This window comes from Acinetobacter sp. NBRC 100985 (assembly GCF_000241225.1).
GTDB classification, from domain to species: Bacteria; Pseudomonadota; Gammaproteobacteria; order Pseudomonadales; family Moraxellaceae; genus Acinetobacter; species Acinetobacter venetianus.
In genome coordinates this window covers 83,865-108,372 of sequence record NZ_BAEB01000038.1, presented here as the reverse complement: position 1 = coordinate 108,372, position 24,508 = coordinate 83,865, and the positions used below count along the sequence as shown (strand labels likewise).

The 24,508-nt window shown below is 38.8% G+C and carries 20 protein-coding genes and 2 pseudogenes; 11 read left to right on the top strand and 11 right to left on the bottom strand.

Annotated features, from left to right (window positions below; translation table 11 throughout):
* Positions 1 to 152 precede the first annotated feature (152 nt).
* Positions 153 to 851 carry a hypothetical protein gene (locus ACT4_RS14180; protein WP_034605234.1) on the top strand — a complete coding sequence of 233 codons (699 nt, stop codon included), beginning with the start codon at positions 153 to 155 and terminating at the stop codon, positions 849 to 851.
* 69 nt (positions 852 to 920) lie between these two features.
* Here the strand turns inward: ACT4_RS14180 and ACT4_RS14175 are convergent, their stop codons facing one another.
* From ACT4_RS14175 to ACT4_RS14155, 5 genes are all read right to left on the bottom strand, one after another.
* The gene (locus ACT4_RS14175) at positions 921 to 1,412 is read right to left on the bottom strand and encodes a flavin reductase (protein WP_004879477.1); all 492 of its coding nucleotides are present in this window, start codon (positions 1,410 to 1,412) and stop codon (positions 921 to 923) included.
* Positions 1,413 to 1,584: 172 nt separating this feature from the next.
* Positions 1,585 to 2,616, bottom strand: coding sequence for a methionine synthase (locus ACT4_RS14170; RefSeq protein ID WP_007483247.1), 1,032 nt, complete (start codon positions 2,614 to 2,616; stop codon positions 1,585 to 1,587).
* 24 nt (positions 2,617 to 2,640) lie between these two features.
* A complete protein-coding gene (locus tag ACT4_RS14165) occupies positions 2,641 to 3,621 on the bottom strand; it encodes a DUF1852 domain-containing protein (RefSeq protein WP_007483245.1) in 981 nt (326 codons plus the stop codon).
* Between the two features lie 298 nt (positions 3,622 to 3,919).
* Positions 3,920 to 4,375, bottom strand: a complete 456-nt coding sequence (locus tag ACT4_RS14160; RefSeq protein WP_004879483.1) for a hypothetical protein — start codon at positions 4,373 to 4,375, stop codon at positions 3,920 to 3,922.
* Between the two features lie 204 nt (positions 4,376 to 4,579).
* Positions 4,580 to 6,757 carry a TonB-dependent siderophore receptor gene (locus ACT4_RS14155; protein WP_007483242.1) on the bottom strand — a complete coding sequence of 726 codons (2,178 nt, stop codon included), beginning with the start codon at positions 6,755 to 6,757 and terminating at the stop codon, positions 4,580 to 4,582.
* 387 nt (positions 6,758 to 7,144) lie between these two features.
* Here ACT4_RS14155 and ACT4_RS14150 point away from each other — a divergent pair, with 387 nt between their 5' ends.
* From ACT4_RS14150 to ACT4_RS14140, 3 genes and pseudogenes are all read left to right on the top strand, one after another.
* On the top strand, positions 7,145 to 7,576 hold the full coding sequence (locus tag ACT4_RS14150; RefSeq protein WP_007483240.1) for an SRPBCC family protein: 432 nt from the start codon (positions 7,145 to 7,147) through the stop codon (positions 7,574 to 7,576).
* Between the two features lie 164 nt (positions 7,577 to 7,740).
* Positions 7,741 to 8,658, top strand: a complete 918-nt coding sequence (locus tag ACT4_RS14145; protein ID WP_007483239.1) for an alpha/beta hydrolase — start codon at positions 7,741 to 7,743, stop codon at positions 8,656 to 8,658.
* 21 nt (positions 8,659 to 8,679) lie between these two features.
* Positions 8,680 to 9,312 (top strand): annotated as a pseudogene (locus ACT4_RS14140) (SDR family NAD(P)-dependent oxidoreductase); the annotation flags it as partial.
* 50 nt (positions 9,313 to 9,362) lie between these two features.
* Here the strand turns inward: ACT4_RS14140 and ACT4_RS14135 are convergent.
* Positions 9,363 to 10,385 (bottom strand): AraC family transcriptional regulator, encoded by a 1,023-nt coding sequence (locus tag ACT4_RS14135; RefSeq protein ID WP_007483235.1) that lies wholly within the window; start codon positions 10,383 to 10,385, stop codon positions 9,363 to 9,365.
* A gap of 250 nt (positions 10,386 to 10,635) precedes the next feature.
* Between ACT4_RS14135 and ACT4_RS14130 the strand changes: the two genes are divergently transcribed.
* From ACT4_RS14130 to ACT4_RS14115, 4 genes and pseudogenes are all read left to right on the top strand, one after another.
* Positions 10,636 to 11,517, top strand: coding sequence for a LysR family transcriptional regulator (locus ACT4_RS14130; RefSeq protein ID WP_007483232.1), 882 nt, complete (start codon positions 10,636 to 10,638; stop codon positions 11,515 to 11,517).
* A 219-nt stretch (positions 11,518 to 11,736) separates the two neighbouring features.
* Positions 11,737 to 12,441: a CoA transferase subunit A gene (locus ACT4_RS14125; protein WP_007483230.1), complete on the top strand. Its 705-nt coding sequence runs from the start codon at positions 11,737 to 11,739 to the stop codon at positions 12,439 to 12,441.
* Positions 12,442 to 13,089, top strand: a complete 648-nt coding sequence (locus ACT4_RS14120) for a 3-oxoacid CoA-transferase subunit B (RefSeq protein WP_007483228.1) — start codon at positions 12,442 to 12,444, stop codon at positions 13,087 to 13,089. It abuts the gene before it with no gap.
* Between the two features lie 72 nt (positions 13,090 to 13,161).
* Positions 13,162 to 14,335: pseudogene (locus ACT4_RS14115) on the top strand (acetyl-CoA C-acyltransferase).
* Between the two features lie 190 nt (positions 14,336 to 14,525).
* On the opposite strand, the gene ACT4_RS14110 reads toward ACT4_RS14115, so the two are convergent.
* The 5 genes from ACT4_RS14110 to ACT4_RS14090 all read right to left on the bottom strand — a co-directional run bounded on the left by ACT4_RS14110 (position 14,526) and on the right by ACT4_RS14090 (position 20,744).
* On the bottom strand, positions 14,526 to 15,887 hold the full coding sequence (locus ACT4_RS14110) for an MFS transporter (RefSeq protein ID WP_007483222.1): 1,362 nt from the start codon (positions 15,885 to 15,887) through the stop codon (positions 14,526 to 14,528).
* A gap of 94 nt (positions 15,888 to 15,981) precedes the next feature.
* A complete protein-coding gene (locus ACT4_RS14105) occupies positions 15,982 to 17,271 on the bottom strand; it encodes a DcaP family trimeric outer membrane transporter (RefSeq protein ID WP_007483220.1) in 1,290 nt (429 codons plus the stop codon).
* A gap of 251 nt (positions 17,272 to 17,522) precedes the next feature.
* A complete protein-coding gene (locus ACT4_RS14100; RefSeq protein WP_007483219.1) occupies positions 17,523 to 18,263 on the bottom strand; it encodes a class I SAM-dependent methyltransferase in 741 nt (246 codons plus the stop codon).
* A 59-nt stretch (positions 18,264 to 18,322) separates the two neighbouring features.
* Positions 18,323 to 20,017 carry an AMP-binding protein gene (locus ACT4_RS14095; protein ID WP_007483217.1) on the bottom strand — a complete coding sequence of 565 codons (1,695 nt, stop codon included), beginning with the start codon at positions 20,015 to 20,017 and terminating at the stop codon, positions 18,323 to 18,325.
* Positions 20,018 to 20,120: 103 nt separating this feature from the next.
* The gene (locus tag ACT4_RS14090) at positions 20,121 to 20,744 is read right to left on the bottom strand and encodes a TetR/AcrR family transcriptional regulator (RefSeq protein WP_007483215.1); all 624 of its coding nucleotides are present in this window, start codon (positions 20,742 to 20,744) and stop codon (positions 20,121 to 20,123) included.
* A 145-nt stretch (positions 20,745 to 20,889) separates the two neighbouring features.
* Here ACT4_RS14090 and ACT4_RS14085 point away from each other — a divergent pair, with 145 nt between their 5' ends.
* From ACT4_RS14085 to ACT4_RS14075, 3 genes are read left to right on the top strand one after another with little or no spacing between them, the layout of a single operon-like run.
* On the top strand, positions 20,890 to 22,062 hold the full coding sequence (locus ACT4_RS14085; RefSeq protein ID WP_007483213.1) for an isovaleryl-CoA dehydrogenase: 1,173 nt from the start codon (positions 20,890 to 20,892) through the stop codon (positions 22,060 to 22,062).
* A 24-nt stretch (positions 22,063 to 22,086) separates the two neighbouring features.
* Positions 22,087 to 23,688, top strand: a complete 1,602-nt coding sequence (locus tag ACT4_RS14080) for a carboxyl transferase domain-containing protein (RefSeq protein ID WP_007483212.1) — start codon at positions 22,087 to 22,089, stop codon at positions 23,686 to 23,688.
* A 9-nt stretch (positions 23,689 to 23,697) separates the two neighbouring features.
* Positions 23,698 to 24,501 carry an enoyl-CoA hydratase/isomerase family protein gene (locus ACT4_RS14075; RefSeq protein ID WP_007483210.1) on the top strand — a complete coding sequence of 268 codons (804 nt, stop codon included), beginning with the start codon at positions 23,698 to 23,700 and terminating at the stop codon, positions 24,499 to 24,501.
* Positions 24,502 to 24,508 lie beyond the last annotated feature (7 nt).

Genomic DNA, 24,508 nt, shown 5'->3' with positions numbered 1-24,508 from the left:
AGCTTCACATCTACAACTACGTACTTCATTCGTTTATCAGCCTAGTATTTAGAAAAATAAAGTTTCTAGTTTTTAAAAACCTTCACATATGCAGGATTTGTATCAGTTTCAGTGTATTATGAGACAAGATCTATCATTTAATTCACTCAAGTATGTCAAATCCGCTGTCTGGGAATGCTCAAGTTGGCACAGTATCTTCTTTTTCCGAGCTTATAGAAACAAGTTTTCATGGAGATATGAATGCTATTTGCTGGTCAAGATACTTGGTTGGTGATTTTCAAGAAATTGTTAATAAACTAGATCTTAAAGAAGATATTACTGAAGTTTCTGAGGAAGATCTTTTAGAATTACAGCTTTCAGAAGATGGTAATTTAGCAAGAGAAATTATTTTAAAAGATATACATTATCTTACTGATTTCGGAGCCTCACCTTCTTTAAATTTACTCAAATGTTACGAACGTGATAACGAGTTAGATTTCATTTCTACTGATGTATATTCATACCATATTGATCGATCACCAATAGAAACAGACACTTTTTTATGCACTTATTACGGTGCTGCAAGCGATATTATTCCTAATAGTCAGGTTCAACAAAAAGTTTGTATACCTGAGATTAGAAATAAACTTAAGGCATTATATGATGGTCCTGAAGCTGAGTTTGAAAACTTCCTAGAGGAAAATTTTTTTGATTTGCATTATCAGCCTAAACCAGATGCAAAACCGATAAATTTAGGTCTAGGAAATCTTTGGCGGTTGGCTGTTGATCATCCTACTCAACACGTACTACCTTGTGTTCATAGAGCACCAATGGAAAATAACGGTGAATATAGGCTACTACTGATTTGTTAAATGTTGATGATAAGTCAAAGATTGCTTATTGATGTGTTGTTAATGATTTTTAGCAACATAAACAATTCTTTAAACAACTTCTGTCTGCCCAACTTGATGATAAGCACGATTAAAATAAACTAGGCTTTGATCATGAAGACTCTGTTTTATCGCTACAATCCGACACATAAAAATACTATGTGTTCCAATTTCTTGAATTTGATCAATTTCACAATCAAAACTTACTAAAGCATCATCTAAAACTGGCGCACCAGTTTCTAATTCAGTCCAAATACCATGTTTAAATCGTTCTTCTGGGCTTAATCTTGAAGAAAATACTTTAGACATGTGCTCATGGTGAGCGGCTAATACATTAACGGTGAGTATTTTATTGTCGACAAAGTGAACATGTGAGCTAGAAGCAAGATTCATACACACCAATAATGTTGGAGGTGTATCTGTCACGCTGCACACAGCGGATGCAGTGAAACCGTAACGACCAGACATGCCTGCAGTAGTTACGACACTTACTGCACTTGTTAACAAAGACATTGCATTTCTAAAGTCAGTTGCTTCAATCATCACATTGTTCCTAAATTGAATCGTATCTTTTTCAAATTTAGCGATACGATTACTTCATGTTACATCATTTAAATAAGCGCTATTAAGGCTTATTTTGTCTAAGTTACGCATAGAGTTAAGCATTTGATTATATGTATCAAATACTTAACTATTTACGCACTTAGAGGTTAAGTTAATTGCTCAATAGCTCTTTACGGACAATCTCTGCACCAGCACTCAATGCATTTAATTTACCTCTCGCAACGTCACGAGACAACGGCGTCATGCCACAGTTTGTACAAGGATAAAGCTTATCCGCATCTACAAATTGAAGTGCTTTTCTCAAAGTATTTGCAACTTCTTCTGGTGTTTCAATAGTATTGGTTGCTACATCAATCGCCCCAACCATCACCTTTTTACCTCGGATGAGTTCAAGTAGATCGATTGGCACGCGTGAATTGTGACATTCTAATGAGATAAGGTCGATATTAGATTGTTGTAGCTTCGGAAAAGCTTCTTCATATTGACGCCATTCAGAACCAAGAGTTTTCTTCCAATCTGTATTAGCTTTGATTCCGTAACCATAGCAAATATGAACCGCAGTTTCACACTTTAGGCCTTCAATCGCTCTTTCTAAAGTTGCGATTCCCCAATCATTTACTTCATCAAAGAACACATTAAATGCTGGCTCATCAAACTGGATAATATCCACACCAGCAGCTTCTAATTCACGAGCCTCCTGATTCAGGATCTTCGCAAATTCCCAAGCTAGTTTTTCACGACTTTTATAGTGACCATCATAAAGCGTGTCAATCATAGTCATAGGCCCAGGAAGCGCCCATTTAATCGGTTGATTGGTTTGTTGACGTAAAAACTTAGCATCTTCAACAAAAACAGGCTTTTGGCGAGATACATCACCTACAACTGATGGAACGCTAGCATCATAACGATTACGGATTCTTACAGTTTCGCGCTTTTCAAAGTCTACACCATTGAGATGTTCAATAAAGGTCGTAACAAAATGCTGACGGGTTTGCTCACCATCGCTGACAATATCAATACCAGCATGTAATTGCTCTTGTAATGACAAACGTAGTGCATCTTGTTTGCCTTCAATCAACTGCTCTCCTTCTAATTTCCAAGGAGACCAAAGTTTTTCAGGTTCAGCTAACCAAGATGGTTTTGGTAAGCTGCCAGCAGTTGAAGTCGGTAATAATCGTTTCATAATAAAAATCTTGTCTATACTAAGTTATACAACAGCGTAATTTGCAGCCCATTGATCAAGGATATTTTGATACCGTTTGATGAACTGCTCTTCTGTAAATTTGCCTTGCTTCACAGCCAATTGGCTACGCTCTTCGCGGTCGTAAACAATTCGTGTTAATGAGTAATCTTGGTGTTTCAAGCTTGGTTGATAACATTTACCTGCTGGAGAATTTGCATTGTAGATCTCTGGACGGTAAATCTTCTGGAAGCTTTCCATTGTGCTAATGGTGCTGATCAATTCAAGATCGGTATAATCATTGAGCAAATCACCACGGAAATAAAATGCTAAAGGTGCAACGCTATTTGCAGGCATGAAATAACGCACTTCTAAGCCCATTTTTGCAAAATACTCATCTGTTAATGAATATGCATCTTGCTCATACTCAACACCGAGTATTGGGTGCTGGTTTGCAGTTCGGTGATAAGTCTTCGTCGTTGAAACGCTGAGACAAATAACTGGTGCTTTATTAAAGTTGTTGCTATAAGTTTCTGAGTTTACAAATGATTGGAAAATCTTACCGTGTAGCTCGCCATAGTTTTCAGGCGTGCTAAATGTCGTTTGATCTTTGTTATGTTCTAACAGCAATACGCTAAAATCATAATCACGAACATAAGATGAAAAATTGTTGCCAACTATACCGTCAATACGTTGATTGGTTTTTCGATCAAGAATATTTGTTTTTAAAATTTCGATTGTCGGGAATGTCTCACCCTTGCCTTCTACATCTATATCTACTGAAATAATTTCAAGCTCAAGTGCATAACGATCAGCATTTGGGTTGTCCCAATGTGCTAACGAATTGAAACGGTTATTAATCATTTGTAGTGTATTACGCAAGTTTTCTTGACGACTTGCTCCTCTCGCTAAATTCGCGAAGTTTGTTGTGATACGCGTATTGTTTGACGGATGATAGTTTTCATCGAAACAAATGCTTTTTATCGTAAATGCAAACTCTTTACTCATTTTGATTTACCACCTAATGTCTGAGAGATAACTTAAATTTCTTGTTGTAATTTATACCCGAATCAATACATGAATAAAAATGATATTGTCTCAGTCAAAGATGAATGAAATTCATGATGTGAAATTTATTGATAGAATGTGAAAAGTAGAGCATTTTTTAATTGATTTATGGAAGATAAGTTATGAGCAAAGAATGATTATTTTCTACGACGATTTATAACTAGAATTTTTTATTGTGAATGAGATAGTTTTTAAAGCCATTAAAACTCATTTTATTTTAACGGCTTAATTTTCTAGTTTAGTTGGTCTTTAGAATTGGTCCAGATGTCTGTGCATCGGAATCATGCCAAACACTTTCATTTTGGTGTTTAGGATCTCCTTCTAGCTTGAAAGTAATAAAGCCTTGTTTAAATATTAATCCACCATCACTCGTTTTGGCTTTTACCTCCTGCCCGTTGACCCAAACCTTTTGATTATGATCAACGTGAATTTTTGCTACTGTTTGGCCTGTATTTGAATTTTTTGCAGTCCAAATTCCAGTATAAGAGTTTGTATTTATTACTGTATTATTTAAAAATCCAGCTTTTGCATTTTCTGCTTTAGATTTATTGATGTCACAACCCTGCATCTCAGAAACTTGTGTACATCCAGAGCGCTCAAGTTTAGCTCTGTATTTCGCATCAATTGCATAGGCTGGATTTATCATGCATAACGTAGTTAAACCGATAGACGTTGTTAAGATAATTTTCTTCATTGTATAGATACCTTTTAGAGTTATTTGTGATGTGATCTTTTTAAATTGATTATGTTATTTGCTTTGCGCGATTTGATTTTAACATCCCTTCACTCATAAATAATGAATATCTTACTTTAAGGGTTTTTTAAGTTTCTTATGGATACAAAAAAACTGTCTGAGCGAAACACTCAGACAGTTTTAAACAGATTAAAGTTGAGTTTTTTAGAAGTTAACAGTCCAAGATAGTTGAGCTGTTCTCGGTGCGCCGAGGAATAAATAATCATCGCCAAAGAAGCTACCAGCATCACGCCAGTATTTTTTATTAAAAAGATTATCTACATTGAGTCTTAACGTGTTTTCATAGCCATAAGCATTGAAGTTGTAAGCTGCACCAGCATCAAAGACACTATAACCAGAAACTTTTACTGTTCCTGTCTTATTGGCATATTTACTACTACTGTATCGCATCCCCGCTAATAGACGTAAGCCTTCAAACTGCGGAACTTGATAAGAAAGATGCGTGGCAAAGCGTACTTTAGGTACATTTTGTGTTTGATGACCTTGATAGGTTATTACGTCTAAGTCTTTCAAACGCGAACGTGTCAATGCCAGCGTCGAGCTAATATCTAAGTTTTGACCTACACGCCCTTGTAGACCTAATTCTAAACCAAGATTATTTTGCTTCCCTTCTGAGACAAAATCACCCATCGTATTGGTATATTGATGATCTTGTCTTAGGTCAAATAATGCCGCAGTGAAGAGCAAAGACTGCCATTCTTGTTTTACGCCTAATTCAAATTGTTTAGAACGGAGTGGTGCTAAGGTTGCGTATGCATTATTTGCAAACCACGGCGCTTGGGCGCCATCACTTAAACCTTTGGCGTAGGAAGCATATAGATGAGTGTGTTCCCAAGGCTGATACATCACGGCGAACTGTGGTAAGAAGCGATTTAAATCCGTGTCACGAATAGTACTACCCTCAGCATCAAATGCTTTTTCATTTAAATGCAACAGTTTTCCACCTACTAGCATAGACCATTCGCGATTAAAGTCGATTTGATCAAGTAGGTTCAAAGCAGTTTGTTGACTATCTAATGATTTATAGCGATTACCTAAAGCAACATCTGTAGGACTGTAATTCACCGTATTGGTATAAATATTTCCTGTGCCAACCAGTTCATTGATCGGATCATGCTGTGCATGGCGCTTATAGCTATTCGTTAAATCGAGACTGAGTGTATGCTGCACAGTGCCTGTATTAAATTTACCGTTTAAACCCGCCTTGAACTGATTAGTGAGATAGCTATCATCTGGGCTACGGAAATCGTAAATATCATAGTTACCATTTTTATCAAAGGTATTGCCTAGACCTGTGAACTCGCAAATATCACTGTAGCATCCCCAAGGAAATGCAGAATAATCGTCTACGACAACACGGCTTTGTGAAGCTGATAAGTTTGCCGTCCAGCTATCATTGATTTTATAAAGGTATTTTAGGTTAGCATTTAAACTTTCATTGGTAACTGGTTTACCCCAACTTTGGTGACCGAGTAAGCGATCCCATTCGACACCAGTAGGAACAGTTTTTCCATCAAGTAGTTGATAACCCGGAACTGATCGCTGACGTTGGCGTTGTGACTCAATATCAAACTCTAATTTAGAGCGATCAGAAAGATTCCAATCAAAAGCAATCGAACTGAATAAACGTTGCCCATTTGCATGTTCTACATATGGATGAATTTCTTCTTTCGCGATATTTACACGATAACCAAACTGTTGATTTTGTCCGAATAAGCCGCCTAGATCTGTCGCGACACGATAACCACCCTGACTATCTGTTTCCAAAGTGAGAGCACGAACATCTTTAGGACGTTTAGTAACATAGTTTACAACACCAGCTGGTGTAGACATGCCACTCTGGATCGCGCTAATCCCTTTCAAAATTTCAACTTGTTCTTTATTTTCAAGAGCGATGTTTTGTTCGCCACGAACTAAGTTTCCATTTAACAAATAGCTTGAACCCGCATTTAATGCAAACCCACGCATGATAAAGTTAGAATAGTAACCAATAGGTGCATAGCCATCACCTACCGCCGCATCATTTTTCACGATGTCAGTTAATGTTTTGGCATGTTGATCAGCAATTTGTGTTGCTGTAATCGTGTTGATTGATGCCGGAATTTCAGCAAGATTTTGTTGAGTAAATCCTGATAAATTCACTGAGGGTGCATAATAAGCGGATTGTGAGGCTTGAGCAGTGAGTTTGATGGTTTCGAGCTGTTGAATATCATTTTCAGCTTCAGCATGTGCCGCAATTGAGCTAAGTCCCAAGCAAGAAAATGAACCAACAGCCAACAGTGCTTTTTGTAAATGAGAAAATGAAAATGGATATATATTCACAGTAGTCGCCTAACCCCAAAAGAAAATCATATAGCTTGAATTTTTCGCGCATGAGTATTCACAATTTTTGTTATTTGAACAAGCATCTTCTATGACATATTTCAGCGATGTAGATCTTCAATCTCGCCATGAATTTAGCCATATATTGAAGATTTTTTGCTTAATCAATAAAGGATTCTATATTTTTGTTTTGTATATAACTGATTTTTCATAGGCTTCCTGTCATTTGATACTCTCGCTAATGCCTATTTAACAGTCAAAACGATATACAAGTACCTCAGCTGTGATTAATATTTTTTCCGATAAAGCAATAGTCTGACAATTACAAAGCATGCTAATATTTTTAAATTGACAATTCATCATGTCAAAAAATAAAAGGAATTGGTTATGCTAAAAATGCAACAGATTAAAATCATCCAAGAATTTAATGCACCTGTAGAAAAAGTTTTTGCTGTTCTGAGCGAACATGAAAATTTAAATAAGCTTTTCGCTCCAGCAAAAGTAACGCGTTTGAGTGATGGCAAAGATGCTCGAAACGGCGTTGGTTCTGCTCGCAAGCTTTCTATTCCACTAGCGCCTTCATTTGTCGAAACCAATTTGGTTTATATAGAAAATGAACTGATCGAATATGCTATTACGAGTGGTATTTCACCAATCAAAGCACATCGCGGTGTAATGAAATTTAGTGATCTTGGAAATAATCGTAGTCGTTTGGACTATACGATTAGCTTTAAAGGTCGTGTGCCATTTATTGGTCCAATTATCAAATTGGCATTACAAAATGGTGTGAGCCGTGGACTTAAAAAACTAAAAGTGTAATTCTCAAAATATATTTTTATGGAACTCCCTGACGCTGTTTGGGAGTTTTTTTATTTGTGTATAGAAAAATGGCGCAAAATATCAAGTGATATGGCAGTTTCCATCAAGCTTGAATTCCAATTTCTCTTGAGAATAGAGTAATTCAAACACTCTAGGAAATTGCGATGAACAATAAATCAAATACTGTACAACAGCCTACAGACATTCAATTTTATTCTGATGGTATCAAATGTAGCGCCTATTTGTATGTTCCCAATAATCAAACAAACTTACCAATGATTGTGATGGCTCATGGTTTAGGTGGCACAAGAAAAATGCGACTAACAGCATTTGCTGAACGTTTCGTTGCTGAAGGATATGCATGTTTAGTGTTTGATTATCGCCACTTTGGTGAAAGTGAAGGTCAACCTCGCCAATTACTCGATATAGACCGTCAGCTTGCCGACTGGAAAGCCGCGATTCACTATGCCCGTAATTTGCCTAACATTGATGCAGATAAAATTATTCTTTGGGGGAGTTCTTTCTCTGGTGGGCATGTTTTAGCAACTGCTGCACAAGATGCAAATATTTTAGCGGTTATTTCACAGTGCCCTTTCACAGATGGACTTTCTTCTAGTTTAGCGATGAATCCTATTATGTCAGCAAAGCTCACAGCTTTGGCTATTCGTGATCGTGTAGGAGCTGCATTTGGAAATGAGCCTGTGATGGTTGCATTGGCAGGACATTCTAACCAAACCGCATTGATGACAGCACCAGATGCTTACACAGGTATATTATCTTTAACGAAAGAAGTGCCAGATTATAAGAATTACGTGGCTGCTCGTTTTGCCCTAGATATTATCCGTTACTATCCTGGACGAAAAACACCGCAAATTAAAGCACCCGTTTTGTTTTGTATATGTGAAACAGATACCGTTGCACCTGCAAATAAGACGCTTGCTCATGCTAAACGAACACCCAATAAAGACATCAAAACCTATTCATATGGTCATTTTGAGATTTACACAGGTGATGCATTCGAACATATCGTTAAAGATCAAATTGAGTTCTTAAAACGTACAGTGAAATTAAATGCAGCGTAACTGTGGGTTAGGAATAACAATATGGCTAAATATGAATTGAAAGATAAAGTTGTATTAATTACAGGTTCGACAGATGGGCTTGGACTAGCAGTTGCTCAGGTATTGAGAACTAAAGGTGCAAAGTTAGCTTTACTCGATTTGGATCTGCAAAAGCTTGAGGCACAGGTAAAACAGCTCGGTGGTGATTCGGTTGCAGCGGCTTGGGTCGCGGATGTTTGCTCTTTGGAAAGTATGCAAGATGCTTTTGAAAAAGCAGCAAAACATTTCGGTCGAATTGATGTGGTGATTGCTGGTGCTGGGATTGGTGCCGTCGATGCTTTAGAGCATATTGATCCGCAAAACTTTGAACGCACCATTGATATTAATCTCAATGGCGTATTCCGTACCTTCCGAGCAGCCCTTCCATATGTGAAATTGACACAAGGTTATTTACTGGCAATTTCATCCCTAGCAGCATTTGTTCATGCGCCGCTGAATGGTCACTATGCTGCGAGCAAAGCGGGTGTTTGGGCTTTATGCGATAGCCTTCGTTTAGAGTTACAACATTTGAATATTGGTGTAGGTAGCTTTCATCCAACTTTTTTTAAAACGCCGATGATGGATGCCGTACAAGCAGATCCAGTGGGTCATGCTGTGTGGCATGCGCTTGGCGGCAAACCGAACGTAATTGAAATAATGAAATAGAGTTGTTGATCCGTGCTTATTTAGCTTAGTAACTCAACTTGATATTCGTCACGTTGTTGCTGAGGTGTCTTTCCTGACCATTCTTTATAAGCACGGGTAAAAGGACTGTGTTCTGCATAACCGAGTAACAAAGCGATTTCAATAATTTGTAACCTCGGATCTTTTAAATATGATTGTGCTAGTTGATAGCGAACAAAATTTAATTCTTTGCGAAAGCTAGTCCCTGCTTCGATTAAACGTCTTTGTAAGGTACGCTGTGAGAATTGCAATCGATCAGCTAATTGTTCAATTTTGGGTTCACCATTGTGCAGTAAATGGGCAATATCTTTACGAACCTGCTCAATGAGTTCGTCTTCATGCGGTAAACTTTCTAATAACTGATCTGCATGTTTATCAAGTATTGCAACTAAATTTGCATCTGGACTTTTTAGTGGGAAATTGAGCATTTCCAAGCCAAAGCGGATCAACGGAACTGGTTGTTCAAACAACACAGGACAGCCAAAGTATTCTTCGTATGGTTTAGTATCTTCCGGCTTTTCATGAATGAAATGTACTGCGTGAATAATATCTTTATCTCGGAGAAGGCTACGACCAAACTGTACCATCACAGTTCGCCCTGTTTCATCGACCAATCCTCCCGCGATATCTTCTTCAATATCCCAAGTGAGTTCTACATACTCAGACATTATGGTTATGTTTGCTGGAACAACATCAAAAATGAGTCGTTGATAACGTTCAAATCGTTGCATTGCGGAAAAAAAGTTATCACAAGCTGAAAGTACAGCTCCCAAAACACCGAGGTGACGTGTTGTAATCGTTTGCCCAACATGTAAGCTGATAAATGGGTCATTCAGATAATCTTTTGCTATTTCTAGTAGTGTTTGCCAGTGTTCTACGTTAATCCCACCTAACCCTGTTGCATCAGGTGTTGGCCAACGTTCGCCAAGGACTTTTTCAGGGTCGTGCCCTTGCCCTTCTAAGTATTCAAAAAGTAATTGCACATAAGTTGCAGGGATAATTTTTCTATGCAGTGGCTTAGACACCGATGGCGCTCTTTTTATTTTTCGTGGCGTAAAGTATCAAATAGATGTCTAAATATTGCAAGAGAATAAAATAGCTCTCATTATGATTATCAAAATGGAGTAGTAAGTATTTAGTTTGACCTCACCTCTTTTTGAGTTTTTATGTTTCATCTGTTCCAAGGTTCAGTTATTCGCGTACAATCAGTGCATGAATACTGTATGTATATATAAATATTTCTTTGTTAAACGATTTATATAGTCAGAGGATGACGTGACACTTAAACAATTAAAGGCTTTTCTAGCACTCGCACGTACTTTAAATTATGCCAATGCTTCGCTTGAACTGTACTTGAGTCAGTCAGCTTTGAGCTTAAGTATAAAAAGTCTAGAAGATGAATTGGGCGGAAAGCTCTTTAATCGTAATACACGCCGTGTAGAACTCACACAAGAAGGAAAATCACTCATTCCTTATGCTAAAAAGCTGTTGGCAAATTGGGATGAGATGGAAAATGACGTTAAACAACGGTTTAAACTAAATCGTGGGACGCTAAGTATCGCCTCCATGCCTTTTGTAACCCACGCGATTTTGCCAGAAGTCATCTATGCATTTTTAACACAACATCCTAATCTCAATTTTTCTATTCACGACATTCCAAATGAAACAATCATTGAAAAAGTTCAGGATGGTATTTTTGAAATAGGTATTTGTTTTGAGCCTGATTTGAGTGAGGGTTTAGAGTTTAAAGCGCTATTTGAAGAAGACTTCTTAGCGTTGTTACCGAAGTCGCATCCTCTCGCTAGTTCGAGCGCTATTACTTGGCAACAGCTTTTTTCTAATCCATTTGTTACCTTACAAAAGCCTTCGATTGTTCGTTATTTAATTGAGCAGAACTGCCTGAGAAATGAAATGACACTTGATTTGAAAGTAGAATGTCATCAAATCTCTTCTTTATCGAGTTTTGTGGCACATGGTATCGGGGTAAGTGCGATTCCTCGACATTTTGCCAAACACATCGATCAACAGCAGAATGTTCTGCTTGAGCTTGAATCAGAAACGATCCATAAAACAGTGGGTATTGTTTATAAAAAGAATTTTGAAATGTCGAATATTTCAGAGCAATTCATAGATGCCTTACTACAGCATAAATTTTAAAAATTAAATTATTTTGCCGATAATTTTTAGGGTATTCAGTCTAATTTAATTTTTATTCATATAAATCAATTTTTTATTTAATTGTTTGCTACATGGTATTTCATTTAAAACTATCATTTATTAATTTTCCTCATTAATCCTTTAAAAAAATCAACTTCTACATCAAAAAAGCGAAGTGCTAATAATAAAAATGCTAAGGGATAATAGGAAAACAACAGAATGAATAAAGTTTATAGCAATGCAGAGGAAGCCCTCAAAGGGATTGTTTTCGATCATCAGACACTTGCTGTTGGCGGTTTTGGATTGTGTGGAATACCAGAAAAACTAATAACAGCAGTAAAGCAAAGTGGTGTCAAAGGACTTACTTGTATTTCTAACAATGCTGGCGTTGATGATTTCGGTTTAGGTGTTTTACTACAAACCAGACAGATAAAAAAAATGATCTCCTCTTATGTTGGTGAAAACAAAGAGTTTGAACGTCAGTATCTCAATGGTGAGCTAGAAGTTGAACTTACACCACAAGGAACTTTAGCGGAAAAACTACGCGCTGGCGGTGCAGGTATTCCTGCTTTCTATACTCAAACAGGTGTTGGTACCTTGATTGCTGAAGGCAAAGAACAGCGATCTTTTCATGGCAAAAATTATATTTTAGAAGAATCGCTTACAGCAGATGTTGCATTGGTTAAAGCATATAAAGCAGATAAAGCCGGTAATTTGATTTTCCGAAAAACGGCCAAGAACTTCAATCCTGAATGTGCTATGGCTGGCAAGATCACCATCGCAGAAGTTGAACAAATTGTTGAAATCGGTGAGCTAGATCCAGATGAAATTCATTTGCCGGGAATTTATGTCAATCGCATTATTTTAAATGCAGCACCAGAAAAACGTATTGAACAAAAAACATTAAGCATGGAGGCGGTATAAATGGCTTGGTCTCGTAATGAAATGGCACAACGTGCCGCACAAGAACTCGAAGATGGTTTTTATGTCAACCTTGGAATTGGCTTACCTACCCTTGTTGCTAACTATATTCCAAAAGATATGAATGTTTGGCTTCAATCAGAGAATGGTTTGTTAGGTATCGGAGAGTTTCCAACTGAAGCAACATTAGATGCTGATTTAATCAATGCTGGAAAACAGACGATTACTGCGCGTGCAGGTGCTGCATTCTTCTCTAGCTCTGAATCTTTTGCCATGATTCGTGGTGGTCATGTGAATATTGCAATTTTGGGTGCAATGGAAGTCTCTGAACAAGGCGATTTGGCTAATTGGATGATTCCAGGTAAAAAAGTAAAAGGTATGGGCGGCGCAATGGATTTAGTTGTTGGCGTGCAAAAAGTTGTGGTGTTGATGGAACACTGCGCTAAGGATGGAACAGCTAAAATTGTGAAAAATTGCAGTTTACCGCTCACTGGTCAAGCAGTAGTCCATCGAATTATTAGTGATTTAGGCGTGATGGATATTACGGCACAAGGTGTTGAACTGATTGAACTTGCCAAAGATGTGAGCTTAGAGCAAATAAGAGCCGCTACAGGTGTGCCATTAATTTTTAATAAATCATTAGTTGCTTAATTTTATTATGACATTGCTCTAGTTTTTCTGGAGCTTTTTTAAGTCTATAAGTTATTTAAAGAGAAAATAAACATGAGTTCAATTGTGATTCTATCTGGTAGCCGTACTGCAATGGGCGGTTTTCAAGGGAGCTTGTCATCTTTAACTGCGCCTGAGTTAGGTGCAGCTGTGATTCGAGAATCTGTTCAGAGAGCAGGTATTACACCCGATCAAGTGAATGAAGTGATTTTCGGTTGTGTATTGAGTGCAGGGATTGGACAAGGCCCTGCTCGTCAAGCAATGCGTAAAGCTGGATTGCCAGATCATGTTGGTGCTGTAACGATCAATAAACTTTGTGGTTCTGCAATGAAAGCGGTATTGATGGCATCTGATACATTAAAAGCTGGCAGCGCAAATATTGTGGTTGCGGGGGGGCATGGAATCTATGACCAATGCGCCGTATATCTTACCCAAAGCGCGCGGTGGTTATCGTATGGGGCATGGTGAAATCAAAGATCATATGTTTTTAGATGGTCTTGAGGATGCTGAAACAGGCCGTTTAATGGGTTCTTTTGCACAGGATATGGCAAATACCAAAGGTTTCACCCGTGAACAAATGGATAATTTTGCAATTTCTTCACTCAAAAAGGCTCAGGCTGCAATTACGGAAGGATATTTTAAAGAAGAAATTGTTCCAGTCGAAATCAAGACGCGTAAAGGTACAGAAGTTATTGATCAAGATGAGCAACCATTAAAAGCGAATCTCGACAAGATACCAACTTTACGACCTGTTTTTAGTAAAGACGGTACGATTACAGCAGCAAACTCTAGCTCGATTTCGGATGGTGCAGCAGCTTTAGTGCTTACGACAGAAGATTATGCTCAAGCAAATGGTTTGGGTGTTCTTGCAAAAATCGTAGCAACATCAAGTCATTCACAACATCCAAGTGAGTTCACTGTTGCCCCTATTGGCGCGATTCAAAAAGTACTTGATCGTGCTGGTTGGTCTGTGGATGAGGTTGATCTTTGGGAAATTAATGAAGCCTTTGCGATGGTTGCAATGGCGCCTATTTATGAACTAGGAATTGATGAAGTGAAAGTGAATATTCATGGTGGTGCATGTGCTTTAGGTCATCCAATCGGTGCGACAGGTTCCCGAATTATTCTTTCATTGATCTATGCATTAAAACGTTTAGGCAAGAAGAAAGGTGTTGCTGCGTTGTGTATCGGCGGCGGTGAAGCAACGGCTGTTGCGATTGAAATTTAAATATTTAAAATCTGAAATTAGAAAAAGCATTCATTTATGAATGCTTTTTTTTGTTTTGCTGAGTTGGAATTTAAAATTGAATAATAAAATCATATCTATATTGTATTATTGCTTATATAGCTAAAAAGCCCATCAAATATTTAATGGGCTTTTTATTCTTCTTTTAAAGAACTAAATTTTGCTAATTAGATTAAGCATTACTCGACTCACTTAGGCTTACTTTTATTTGTTCCACTTGATGTTCTGGTTCATCAAACTTATGACGCTTTAAGCTTAAAATCGCAAAGATTGCAATCATGGCTGGAATAGCAATCATCACAAAATTCATTGTATGTGGAAGGTTTAAGGTCAGTAACATGCCCGTTAAAATCGGCCCGACAATTGCACCGATTCGTCCAACGCCTGAAGCACAACCAATGCCTGTGGAGCGGACGCTGAGCGGATAAAACTGAGCAACATAACTATAAAGTAGAATTGAAGTACCGATAGTTGCAGCGCCAGCAACAGTAACTAAACCGTATAGCACATAAGCTGGTGAGTTAAATCCTAAGCCAACGAGCGCCACAACGCCTGCCATTAGCATTCCCATAATGACGGGTTTTAAATGGAATTTATCAGAAAGAATACCGCCACCAATTGAACCGATCATTGCTCCGACATTGAGAGCAAGTAAGAACAAAATACTTTTGCCAAGTGAATAGCCTGCGGCAAGCATCAGTTTTGGCAACCAACTGCTTAATGCATAAACCATCAATAAACACATAAAGAACAATACCCAGAACATCAGTGTATTGAATGCACGTCCTTGCTGGAACAGACCTTTGACAGAGCTGCCTGTTGGGAGGTTATCATCATTTAAAGTTAAGCGAGTGCTGCTGGTAATAGTTTGTTCTGGTGAAATTTTTTGAATAATACGATGTGCTTGTTCAGTCTTCCCTGTTTTAACCAAAAAGGTCAAAGATTCAGGAAGAAATTTCCAAATCACTGGTAATAAAAGTAAAGGAATACCTGCAATCAAAAACATGATTTGCCATCCTTGACTTTCGACTAGATAACTACCGATAAGTGCAGAAAGAATCCCACCAATTGCATAGCCACTAAACATTGTGCCCACTAAAGTGCTGCGTATGCGTTTGGGTGCGTATTCAGAAGTCAGCGCAACAAGGTTTGGCATCACGCCCCCAATACCTAAACCTGCTAAAAACCGTAAAATACCAAACTCGAAAGGACTCGATGCAAATGCACCTAAAAATGTAAAACCACTAAAGAATGTGACGCAAATTAATATGACATTTTTTCGGCCGATTTTATCTGCCAATGCGCCAAATAGCATGGCACCGAACATCATGCCACAGAGTGCGGTACTGGCCAACATTCCCGCTTGAACCGAGGTCAATGACCACTCTTGCATCAATAATGGTAATACCACACCGTAAATAACGAGATCGTAACCATCAAAAATAATAATTAATAAGCACCAGAGTAAAATCGTCCAGTGAAACGGGGTAAATTTTGCTTGATCAATTACTGCATTTACATTAACTGTTGTCATTCTTCATCTCCTCAATGAGATAATTTCCTAATCATTATTTAAAACGACATAATGCACCTTAAAGAAAAACATATTATTCAAGGCTTTATTTATATTAAAAATCATAGCTCGCCATCATATTGATGCGGTTATCTGTCCCTGAGCGGCCATCAAATGTTTCGCGTTCGCCATAGACATACTCCATACCCAGCGTAATTGGCTTATACGGGTTATACATGGCATTAATCCATCCTTGCCAAAGCTGTTTGTTTTGGTTTGGATTATCTTTTTGGATACGAGCAAAGTCGTTATTGTCTTTAGCTTTCATATAGCCGTAGCCCAATGTTGAGCGAAGCTGAGAGTTAAATTGATGTGTAATACCCGTTGAAATTGAGTCAAACTCATTGGTTTGAATATTATTTTTGTCATCAATTGCATAGCCACTATTGGTCCACATCAGAAAACGTCCATCACCTTTGACGTGGTAGTAGTCTGCTTTTAAGAATGTGTTTGGATTGAGCTGATATTTACCTCCTAAACCAACACCCCATGCCCATTCATTGTCATTACTGGTTTTCTTCTCAGCAACAAAACTACGTCCCGATAGCATCGAGCCATTGTCAAATTTGTGATTCACACGTCCAACAAATGCGGGTAAGCGCATTTCATTGTCGGGGTCAGATGTTGCTGTATATTTTGGATCTTCAACCGCTAGTGCAAAACTGGTATTTTCTGAGAGTTTATCGCTATAACGAACCAATGGAGAACGTTGTAAAGCACCACCCACATAAGTCGCTGCATCAATGGTTTCAGGATAATATTCAGGTGCAATAAACGTTGACCATGTTTGACCAATTAACCATTTATCTAAGGTCAAATATGCATGGCGAATACGAAATTGATCACGAGATGACCCACCGAAGAAATCCATTTCTAATTTCCCACCTACGTCCCCTAGAGCAGATGGCGTTTTAAAATTCAAACCAAAACGTGTCACACTCACTGTGGTGTGCAAGCGGTCTTTTTGTTGAGATTCTTCAGGTGTATCCTCTAGAGGAACACCGCTGATATTGTTATACATACTCGATGCCCCTTGAGCTTGATATGAGGCATCGGCACGAATGTAACCATACAAATTGACTTCAGCACCTGATTTTGTACTGAGTTTAGGCGTAAATGGTTGAACCGTTTGTGGCATAGTCGTACTTGGTGTTGAGGGTGCTGCCGCTGTCTGTACAGGCGTAGATTGTTGTACATACTGTTGCAACATCGCTCTTAGCTCTTTCACCTCTTGGCGTAGCTGTTCGATTTCAGCACTTTCAGAAGCTGCATATGTAGGTGACATGACAGTCACTACGGATAGAGCCAAAACACTTTTCTGTACCGTTAAAATGAAATTTTTCATTTAAATAAACTTCCTTCTTTCCTGATCATTAAGTTCTTTTAAGATCGTTATTTGTTTGCTTTGTATCCTTTGCAGTCATACCTAACCGCATTGCATTTCTTGTTTTTAATCTCAACACATTGATTTATCTTTAATTCACCTCCTATTTGATTTGATTTTTCACTTTTCACAGGCAAAAGAAGTACGCAGTGGCAAATATGAGCCACTGTCAATTAAACGCTTGGTAAAAAGTTACAAGTTAAATTTTAGTATTAATGTTTTATTCCATGATGGGTTAAAGCCACATTTTTAGAATCTTGCATCACTAAAGCATCCGATTGCTTTTTGTGTGCGATAAATCCTTGATACATCAAAATCTGACTATAGGAATACACATGCTCAAAGCCTGTTTTGAGTAATAATTGCTGATATTCATCAAAACTAACGGTTGAAAAATCTTGATGTAGACGCTCAATCATTTTCTGGCACTGGGTTGATGTCAGTCCATTGTGCTGACACAAATGTTGTAGTGCCTGAAATTGTTGAGAATCGGTACAAGTCATCAAGTCATAGGTCATTAAAAGTCCGCTGTCTTTCAGACGATTATAAATCTCTTGAAAGAAAGCCTTTTTTGAGCCATCAGCAATAAAATGTGCGACAAGAATTGTAAGTGCTGCATCAAAACAAGCTTGATCGGCTAAAGCTGAGGTTTCACCATGTACAAATGAGACTTGATCAGATTTTCCTATGTCTGAAACAAGTTTTTGCGCTTTTTGTAGCATGGTTGCTGATGGATCGACTGCAGTGAACATCCAATCAGGGTGTTTCTTAAGTAGATATTCCAGTTCGTAACCTGTACCACAGCCCACAATTAAGATATGTGCTTTTGGAGATAAAACTGACTGTAAAATCGCATCCACTTGTTGATGGAGCATTTCATAACCCGGAATTAATTTACGGATATGCTGATCATATTCATCGACTACTTTCGAGCTATTAAAATCTTTTGCCATTTTTATCTACCTGTGTTCAAGCTATTTCAATACTTTCTTTCAATAGTTTATTTGTTTTCCTAGTCAAACACGGTCGCCGTTAAGTTCAGTTCAGCACGCATGATTTCCTGTAACTTAAACTTTTGTGCTTTGCCAGAAGCAGTCATTGGAAACTCGCTAAAAAATTTAACGTAACGTGGCACTTTATTATGTGAAATGTGGTCTTTACAGAAGCTACGAATACTCTCTTCATCGCTCTGATGATGCTCATGCAAAATGATGCAAGCACATAATTCTTCACCATAACGAAGATCAGGTAGTCCGATCACTTGGACATCGCTAATATCGGGATGGGTATATAAGAAATCCTCGATTTCCTTCGGAAAGAGATTTTCACCACCACGAATCACGACATCTTTGATTCGTCCTTTGATTTTAACGAAGCCTTCAGCATCCATTTCTGCAATATCACCCGTGTGCATCCAACCTGCTGCGTCTATCACTTCACGAGTCTTTTCTTCTTCACCCCAATATCCAGCCATAACTGAATAACCACGCACACATAATTCGCCTAAAGTACCTGTCGGGACAATTTGCCCTTCAAGGTCGACAATTTTGACTTCAACATGTGGGTGTACACGACCGACAGTACTTACGCGCTTATCAATAGTATCGTTGACAGAGCTTTGAGCACTGACAGGCGAAGTTTCTGTCATTCCATAACAAATTGTAATTTCAGACATATGCATACGTTCGATCACACGTTGCATGATTTCACGTGGACAAGGACTACCTGCCATAATGCCTGTACGCAAACTTGATAAATCAAATTCACTGAATTGTTCATGTTCTAATGTTGCGATGAACATCGTTGGTACACCGTAAGCAGCTGTACAACGTTCTTCGTGAATGGTTTTTAATGTATCTAATGGATTAAACACGGCTGATGGATATACCATTGTCGCGCCATGTGTAATACATGCTAGATTCCCCATTACCATGCCAAAGCAATGAAATAATGGCACAGAAATACAGACTTTATCTTTAGACGTTAGGCGAATGCCCTCACCGACAAAATATCCATTATTTAGAATATTATGATGCGTCAACATGGTTCCTTTCGGATTGCCAGTTGTACCAGAAGTGAATTGGATATTAATGGTTTCATCAAATTGTAGTTGTTGGCTTGCAAGATCGAGTTGATCAAGTTGATCGGCAGTTGGTGGTGTGACCAGATCACTAAAACGATGAATCCCTGTATGTTGTTGTTCATCAATTTTGATAACAAATTTTAAGAATGGCAGACGCTCAGTATGAATGATCTTATCCGTACAAAAACTGATTTCTGGCGCAATTCTAGTGAGAAGTTCCTGATAATTTGTTGTTTTGAATTGAGATGCGATAATTAAGCCCTTACAAGAGACTTTATTGAGCACATACTCAAGTTCATGGCTTTTATAGGCTGGATTGAGATTAACTAAAACAATCCCTGCTTTAAATGCCGCAAATTGGGTGACTGTCCACTCTACACAGTTTGGGGACCAAATTGCCAGCCGATCACCCTTTTTGAGGCCGAGTTTCAGCAGACTACAGGCAAATGCCTCAACTTCCTGCTGTAATTCTCTATATGTTAACCGTCTGTTCTGATGTGAACTTACAATCGCTTCTTGATCAGCATATTGCTGACAAGCCTGATCAAATTTTTCTCCAATCGTCATCCCTAATAAGGGCTGCGAACTTGTTCCAGAGGCATAGCTTAACCGTACGTGTTGCATTGAATCATTCTCCTTGATTCTTTTTAATTCTGTTCTTACATCATCTAATTGTTGTAACTGCAACTACTCTTCAAACTGCCTATTCTGTGGTTTTAATTGTTGCTTATGCCTGCTTTTTCCTTACGGCATCTACACAAAAATCAGCAATCTGTTTTGAAAAATAGTCTTTATGTTCCTGATCAAACTTTGTGTTTTGAGCAGGGTCTAAAGGTTCAACCACAACGAAAGTCATGGCACCCACTACACATAGCGCTGTAGTGTTCAAATCCTCTAAAACAAACTCACCACTCGCATTTCCATCAGCGAGTATTTTAATAACACTCTGTTTAATCAACTGCTTAACACGAAAACGCTCATGCTCGACCGTTGAATCAACGGGTTCAAACATCAGTGAATATGCAAGCTGGGGACTATTCAGTGCCCGTTTTACAAAAGTTGCTACCGCTTTATGCAATTTCTGTTCGGCTGTCAGATCACTTTCCGTAATCGCATCAATTACCAGTAGTTCGGTATTGATGGCTTCGGATAGAACTTCGATCAGCACCTGACTTTTATTGTCAAAGTAGCGATAAACCAACCCACTCGAAACGCCTGCTTGCTCAGCAATCGTTTGAATTTGTGCGTCTTTAAACCCTCCTTCTGAAATTAGATTTCGAGCAGAACTTAAAATCGCCTTGCGATTCTGTTCCATTCTTTCTTGCATCAAAGATGATCGTTTATAGCTCATGAAATTTATTCTCTAACAAATAAAGTGAATTGTAAATCAATTTATGAATCTCTATTCACTTTTTTAAAAATTCATTGTATGGTACTTCATAAGCACACACAAGAATGCTTATGGAACAACAAATATAACCAATGGGATGAACACAATGAACCTACGTAGCTTGAATTTTGGTCTGGATGAAACACTAATTGCCCTTCAAGATTCAGTTGCGGCATTTTGTGCAAAAGAAATTGCACCGATTGCTCAACAAGTTGATCAAGATAATCACTTTCCTGCACATCTCTGGAAAAAGTTTGGAGATATGGGCTTATTAGGTCTAACGGTTTCTGAAGAATATGGTGGTACAAATTTAGGTTATCTTGCGCATATTATTGTTTTGCAAGAAATCTCTCGTGCTTCAGCAGCAATCGGTCTGTCCTACGGTGCACACTCAAACTTATGTATCAACCAAATTAACCGTAATGGTAGTGAACAGCAAAAACAAAAATATTTACCTAAGTTAGTTTCAGGTGATTTTGTCGGCGCGTTGGCTATGTCTGAACCAAATGCGGGTTCAGATGTGGTGAGTATGAAATTACGCGCTGAACAAAAAGGTGATCATTTTGTTCTTAATGGTTCAAAGATGTGGATTACCAACGGCGGTGATGCCGATGTTTTGGTGGTGTATGCCAAAACTGACCCTCATGCTGGCGCTAAAGGTATGACGGCTTTCTTAATTGAAAAAGATATGAAAGGTTTTAGTCATGGTAAGCATTTAGACAAGCTCGGTATGCGCGGTTCAAATACCTTCCCTCTATTTTTCGATAATGTTGAAGTACCAATTGAGAATGTACTCGGTGGCGTCGGCAACGGTGCAAAAGTTTTAATGAGTGGGTTGGATTATGAACGTGCCGTTTTAAGCGCTGGGCCGTTAGGCATTATGGATGCCTGTTTAGATGTTGTTATCCCCTACATTCATCAACGTGAACAATTTGGTCAGGCTTTAGGTGAGTTCCAGTTGATGCAAGGAAAGCTTGCAGATATGTACTCAACTTGGTTGGCTTGTAAAGCACTTGTATATGCTGTCGGTGCAGCCTGTGATAACGCAGATCATGATCGCAGTCTGCGTAAAGATGCTGCAAGTGCCATTTTATACGCTGCTGAGAAAGCAACATGGATGGCAGGTGAAGCAATTCAGACCTTAGGTGGAAATGGTTATATCAATGAATTCCCTACGGGTCGTTTATGGCGTGATGCAAAACTTTATGAAATTGGTGCGGGAACATCTGAAATTCGCCGTATGTTAATCGGTCGTGAACTGTTTAATGAAACCAAATAATAACGACAAATAAGGATGCATCTGATGAACCAATTACAAAGCAAAATTAATGTTAGAAGCGAAGACTTCAAAGTAAATCAACAAACCATGAACGCCTTGGTTTCAGATTTAAAACAGGTTGCGCAATCCATTTCCCTTGGTGGTGGTGAAAATGCGCGTCAGAAACATTTGGCGCGTGGCAAACTGCTACCTCGTGATCGTATTGACCAACTTATAGATGTAGGTACTGCCTTTTTAGAAATTGGTCAGTTAGCGGCGTATAAGGTTTATGAAGATGATATTCCTGCTGCGAGTGTTGTCGCAGGGATTGGTCAAGTCAATGGAGTAACTTGCATGATCGTTGCCAATGATGCAACGGTCAAAGGTGGAACGTATTATCCACTGACAGTTAAAAAGCATTTGCGTGCCCAAGAGATTGCTGAACAAAACCACTTAACTTGTATTTATCTGGTGGATTCTGGTGGCGCATATTTACCTATGCAAGATCAAGTTTTCCCTGATCGTGATCATTTCGGACGCATTTTTTACAACCAAGCCCGTATGTCGAGTCAAGGGATTGCACAAATTGCAGTGGTCATGGGAAGTTGTACTGCTGGTGGTGCTTATGTGCCTGCTATGTCAGATGAAACCATTATTGTTCGAAACCAAGGTACGATTTTCTTAGGTGGTCCTCCTCTCGTTAAAGCTGCGACGGGTGAAGTCGTGAGCAGTGAAGACTTAGGTGGTGGTGATGTTCATACTCGCCTTTCAGGGGTCGCTGATCATCTTGCTGAAAATGATGAACATGCAATTGCAATTGCTCGTAACATCGTTGCGAATCTAAATAAAAAGCCGAATGATCTAAGTAAACAAATTGATGAGCCATTATTCGATGCCAAAGAGTTATATGGCGTTGTTCCAAGTGATGCACGAAAACCTTTTGATGTTCGTGAAGTGATTGCTCGTATCGTTGATGGTTCTCGTTTTGATGAATTTAAGGCGCGTTTTGGGTCAACGTTAGTCACGGGTTTTGCATCCCTGTATGGTATGCCTGTTGGAATTATTGCCAATAATGGCATTCTATTTTCTGAATCCGCGCAGAAAGGCGCTCACTTTATTGAACTTTGTACTCAGCGCAATATTCCTTTGCTATTTATCCAAAATATCACTGGTTTTATGGTGGGTCGTCAGTATGAAAATGAAGGCATTGCCAAACATGGCGCGAAGTTAGTGATGGCTGTTGCAACAGCCAATGTTCCAAAATTAACGCTGATTATTGGTGGTTCTTTTGGTGCAGGTAACTATGGAATGTGTGGACGTGCTTATTCACCACGCTTCTTATGGACGTGGCCAAACTCTCGTATTTCAGTGATGGGTGGTGAACAAGCCGCTAGTGTGCTTTCAACTTTGAAACGTGATCAGATCGAACAAAAAGGTGCAGAATGGTCTGCACAGGAAGAAGATCAGTTCAAACAGCCAATCCGTGATCAGTACGAACAACAAGGTCATCCTTATTATGCATCTGCACGTTTATGGGATGATGGTGTAATCGATCCTGCTCAAACTCGTCATGTTTTGGGTTTAAGTCTTGCAGCTGCATTGAATGCACCTATTCAACCAACAAAATTCGGCGTGTTCCGTATGTAAGAGGTCTGTATGAGCTATCAATTTTTACAACTCGAACAACAGGATCAGGTTGCCTATATCTGGCTTAATCGACCAGAACTACACAATGCTTTTAATACAATCGTGATAGAGGAGCTTCATGCTTGCTTTAACACATTAAATAACCGTGATGATATTCGTGTCGTGGTTTTAGCTGGTCGTGGTAAAAGTTTTTCCGCAGGCGCTGACTTGAATTGGATGAAGCAAGCTGGTCAAGCTTCTTCAGTAGAAAATGAAGCTGATGCGTTGAAATTAGCAGAGATGCTTCATGCATTGGCCACTTTAAAGCAGCCCACAATCGCTCGTGTACATGGTGTTGCCTTTGGTGGTGGAATGGGTGTGGCATCAGCATGTGATATTTGTATTGCGAGTCATGAAGCAAAATTTGCAACGTCTGAAGTTCGACTGGGTTTAGCTCCATCGACTATTAGCCCTTACGTGATTCGTGCAATTGGAGAACGACAAGCTTCACGCTATTTTCTAACTGCTGAGCGTATTTCTGCAATTGAAGCCAAGCAAATTGGCTTAGCGCATGAAGTAACGGATGCTGAACATATAGACCAGAAAGTTCAAGATGTGATTGATGCGTTATTGCTCGGTGGCCCACATGCCCAAGCAGCATCTAAACAGTTGATTCAAATGGTGAGTAAGCAACCGATGAGTGATGTCTTGTTACAACAAACCGCACATCATATTGCACAAGTCCGTCAGGGCGCTGAAGCGAAAGAAGGTTTAAATGCCTTTTTAAATAAGCAGCAGCCTGCTTGGATTTCTAACTCGAATAACAACAATTAAGGACAAT

Excerpts from the sequence above, each read along its gene's own strand:
- ACT4_RS14180 (WP_034605234.1), top strand. The coding sequence starts at position 153 with ATGTCAAATCCGCTGTCTGGGAATGCTCAAGTTGGCACAGTATCTTCT.
- ACT4_RS14175 (WP_004879477.1), bottom strand. The coding sequence starts at position 1,412 with ATGATTGAAGCAACTGACTTTAGAAATGCAATGTCTTTGTTAACAAGT.
- ACT4_RS14170 (WP_007483247.1), bottom strand. The coding sequence starts at position 2,616 with ATGAAACGATTATTACCGACTTCAACTGCTGGCAGCTTACCAAAACCA.
- ACT4_RS14165 (WP_007483245.1), bottom strand. The coding sequence starts at position 3,621 with ATGAGTAAAGAGTTTGCATTTACGATAAAAAGCATTTGTTTCGATGAA.
- ACT4_RS14160 (WP_004879483.1), bottom strand. The coding sequence starts at position 4,375 with ATGAAGAAAATTATCTTAACAACGTCTATCGGTTTAACTACGTTATGC.
- ACT4_RS14150 (WP_007483240.1), top strand. The coding sequence starts at position 7,145 with ATGCTAAAAATGCAACAGATTAAAATCATCCAAGAATTTAATGCACCT.
- ACT4_RS14145 (WP_007483239.1), top strand. The coding sequence starts at position 7,741 with ATGAACAATAAATCAAATACTGTACAACAGCCTACAGACATTCAATTT.
- ACT4_RS14125 (WP_007483230.1), top strand. The coding sequence starts at position 11,737 with ATGAATAAAGTTTATAGCAATGCAGAGGAAGCCCTCAAAGGGATTGTT.
- ACT4_RS14120 (WP_007483228.1), top strand. The coding sequence starts at position 12,442 with ATGGCTTGGTCTCGTAATGAAATGGCACAACGTGCCGCACAAGAACTC.
- ACT4_RS14110 (WP_007483222.1), bottom strand. The coding sequence starts at position 15,887 with ATGACAACAGTTAATGTAAATGCAGTAATTGATCAAGCAAAATTTACC.
- ACT4_RS14105 (WP_007483220.1), bottom strand. The coding sequence starts at position 17,271 with ATGAAAAATTTCATTTTAACGGTACAGAAAAGTGTTTTGGCTCTATCC.
- ACT4_RS14100 (WP_007483219.1), bottom strand. The coding sequence starts at position 18,263 with ATGGCAAAAGATTTTAATAGCTCGAAAGTAGTCGATGAATATGATCAG.
- ACT4_RS14095 (WP_007483217.1), bottom strand. The coding sequence starts at position 20,017 with ATGCAACACGTACGGTTAAGCTATGCCTCTGGAACAAGTTCGCAGCCC.
- ACT4_RS14090 (WP_007483215.1), bottom strand. The coding sequence starts at position 20,744 with ATGAGCTATAAACGATCATCTTTGATGCAAGAAAGAATGGAACAGAAT.
- ACT4_RS14085 (WP_007483213.1), top strand. The coding sequence starts at position 20,890 with ATGAACCTACGTAGCTTGAATTTTGGTCTGGATGAAACACTAATTGCC.
- ACT4_RS14080 (WP_007483212.1), top strand. The coding sequence starts at position 22,087 with ATGAACCAATTACAAAGCAAAATTAATGTTAGAAGCGAAGACTTCAAA.
- ACT4_RS14075 (WP_007483210.1), top strand. The coding sequence starts at position 23,698 with ATGAGCTATCAATTTTTACAACTCGAACAACAGGATCAGGTTGCCTAT.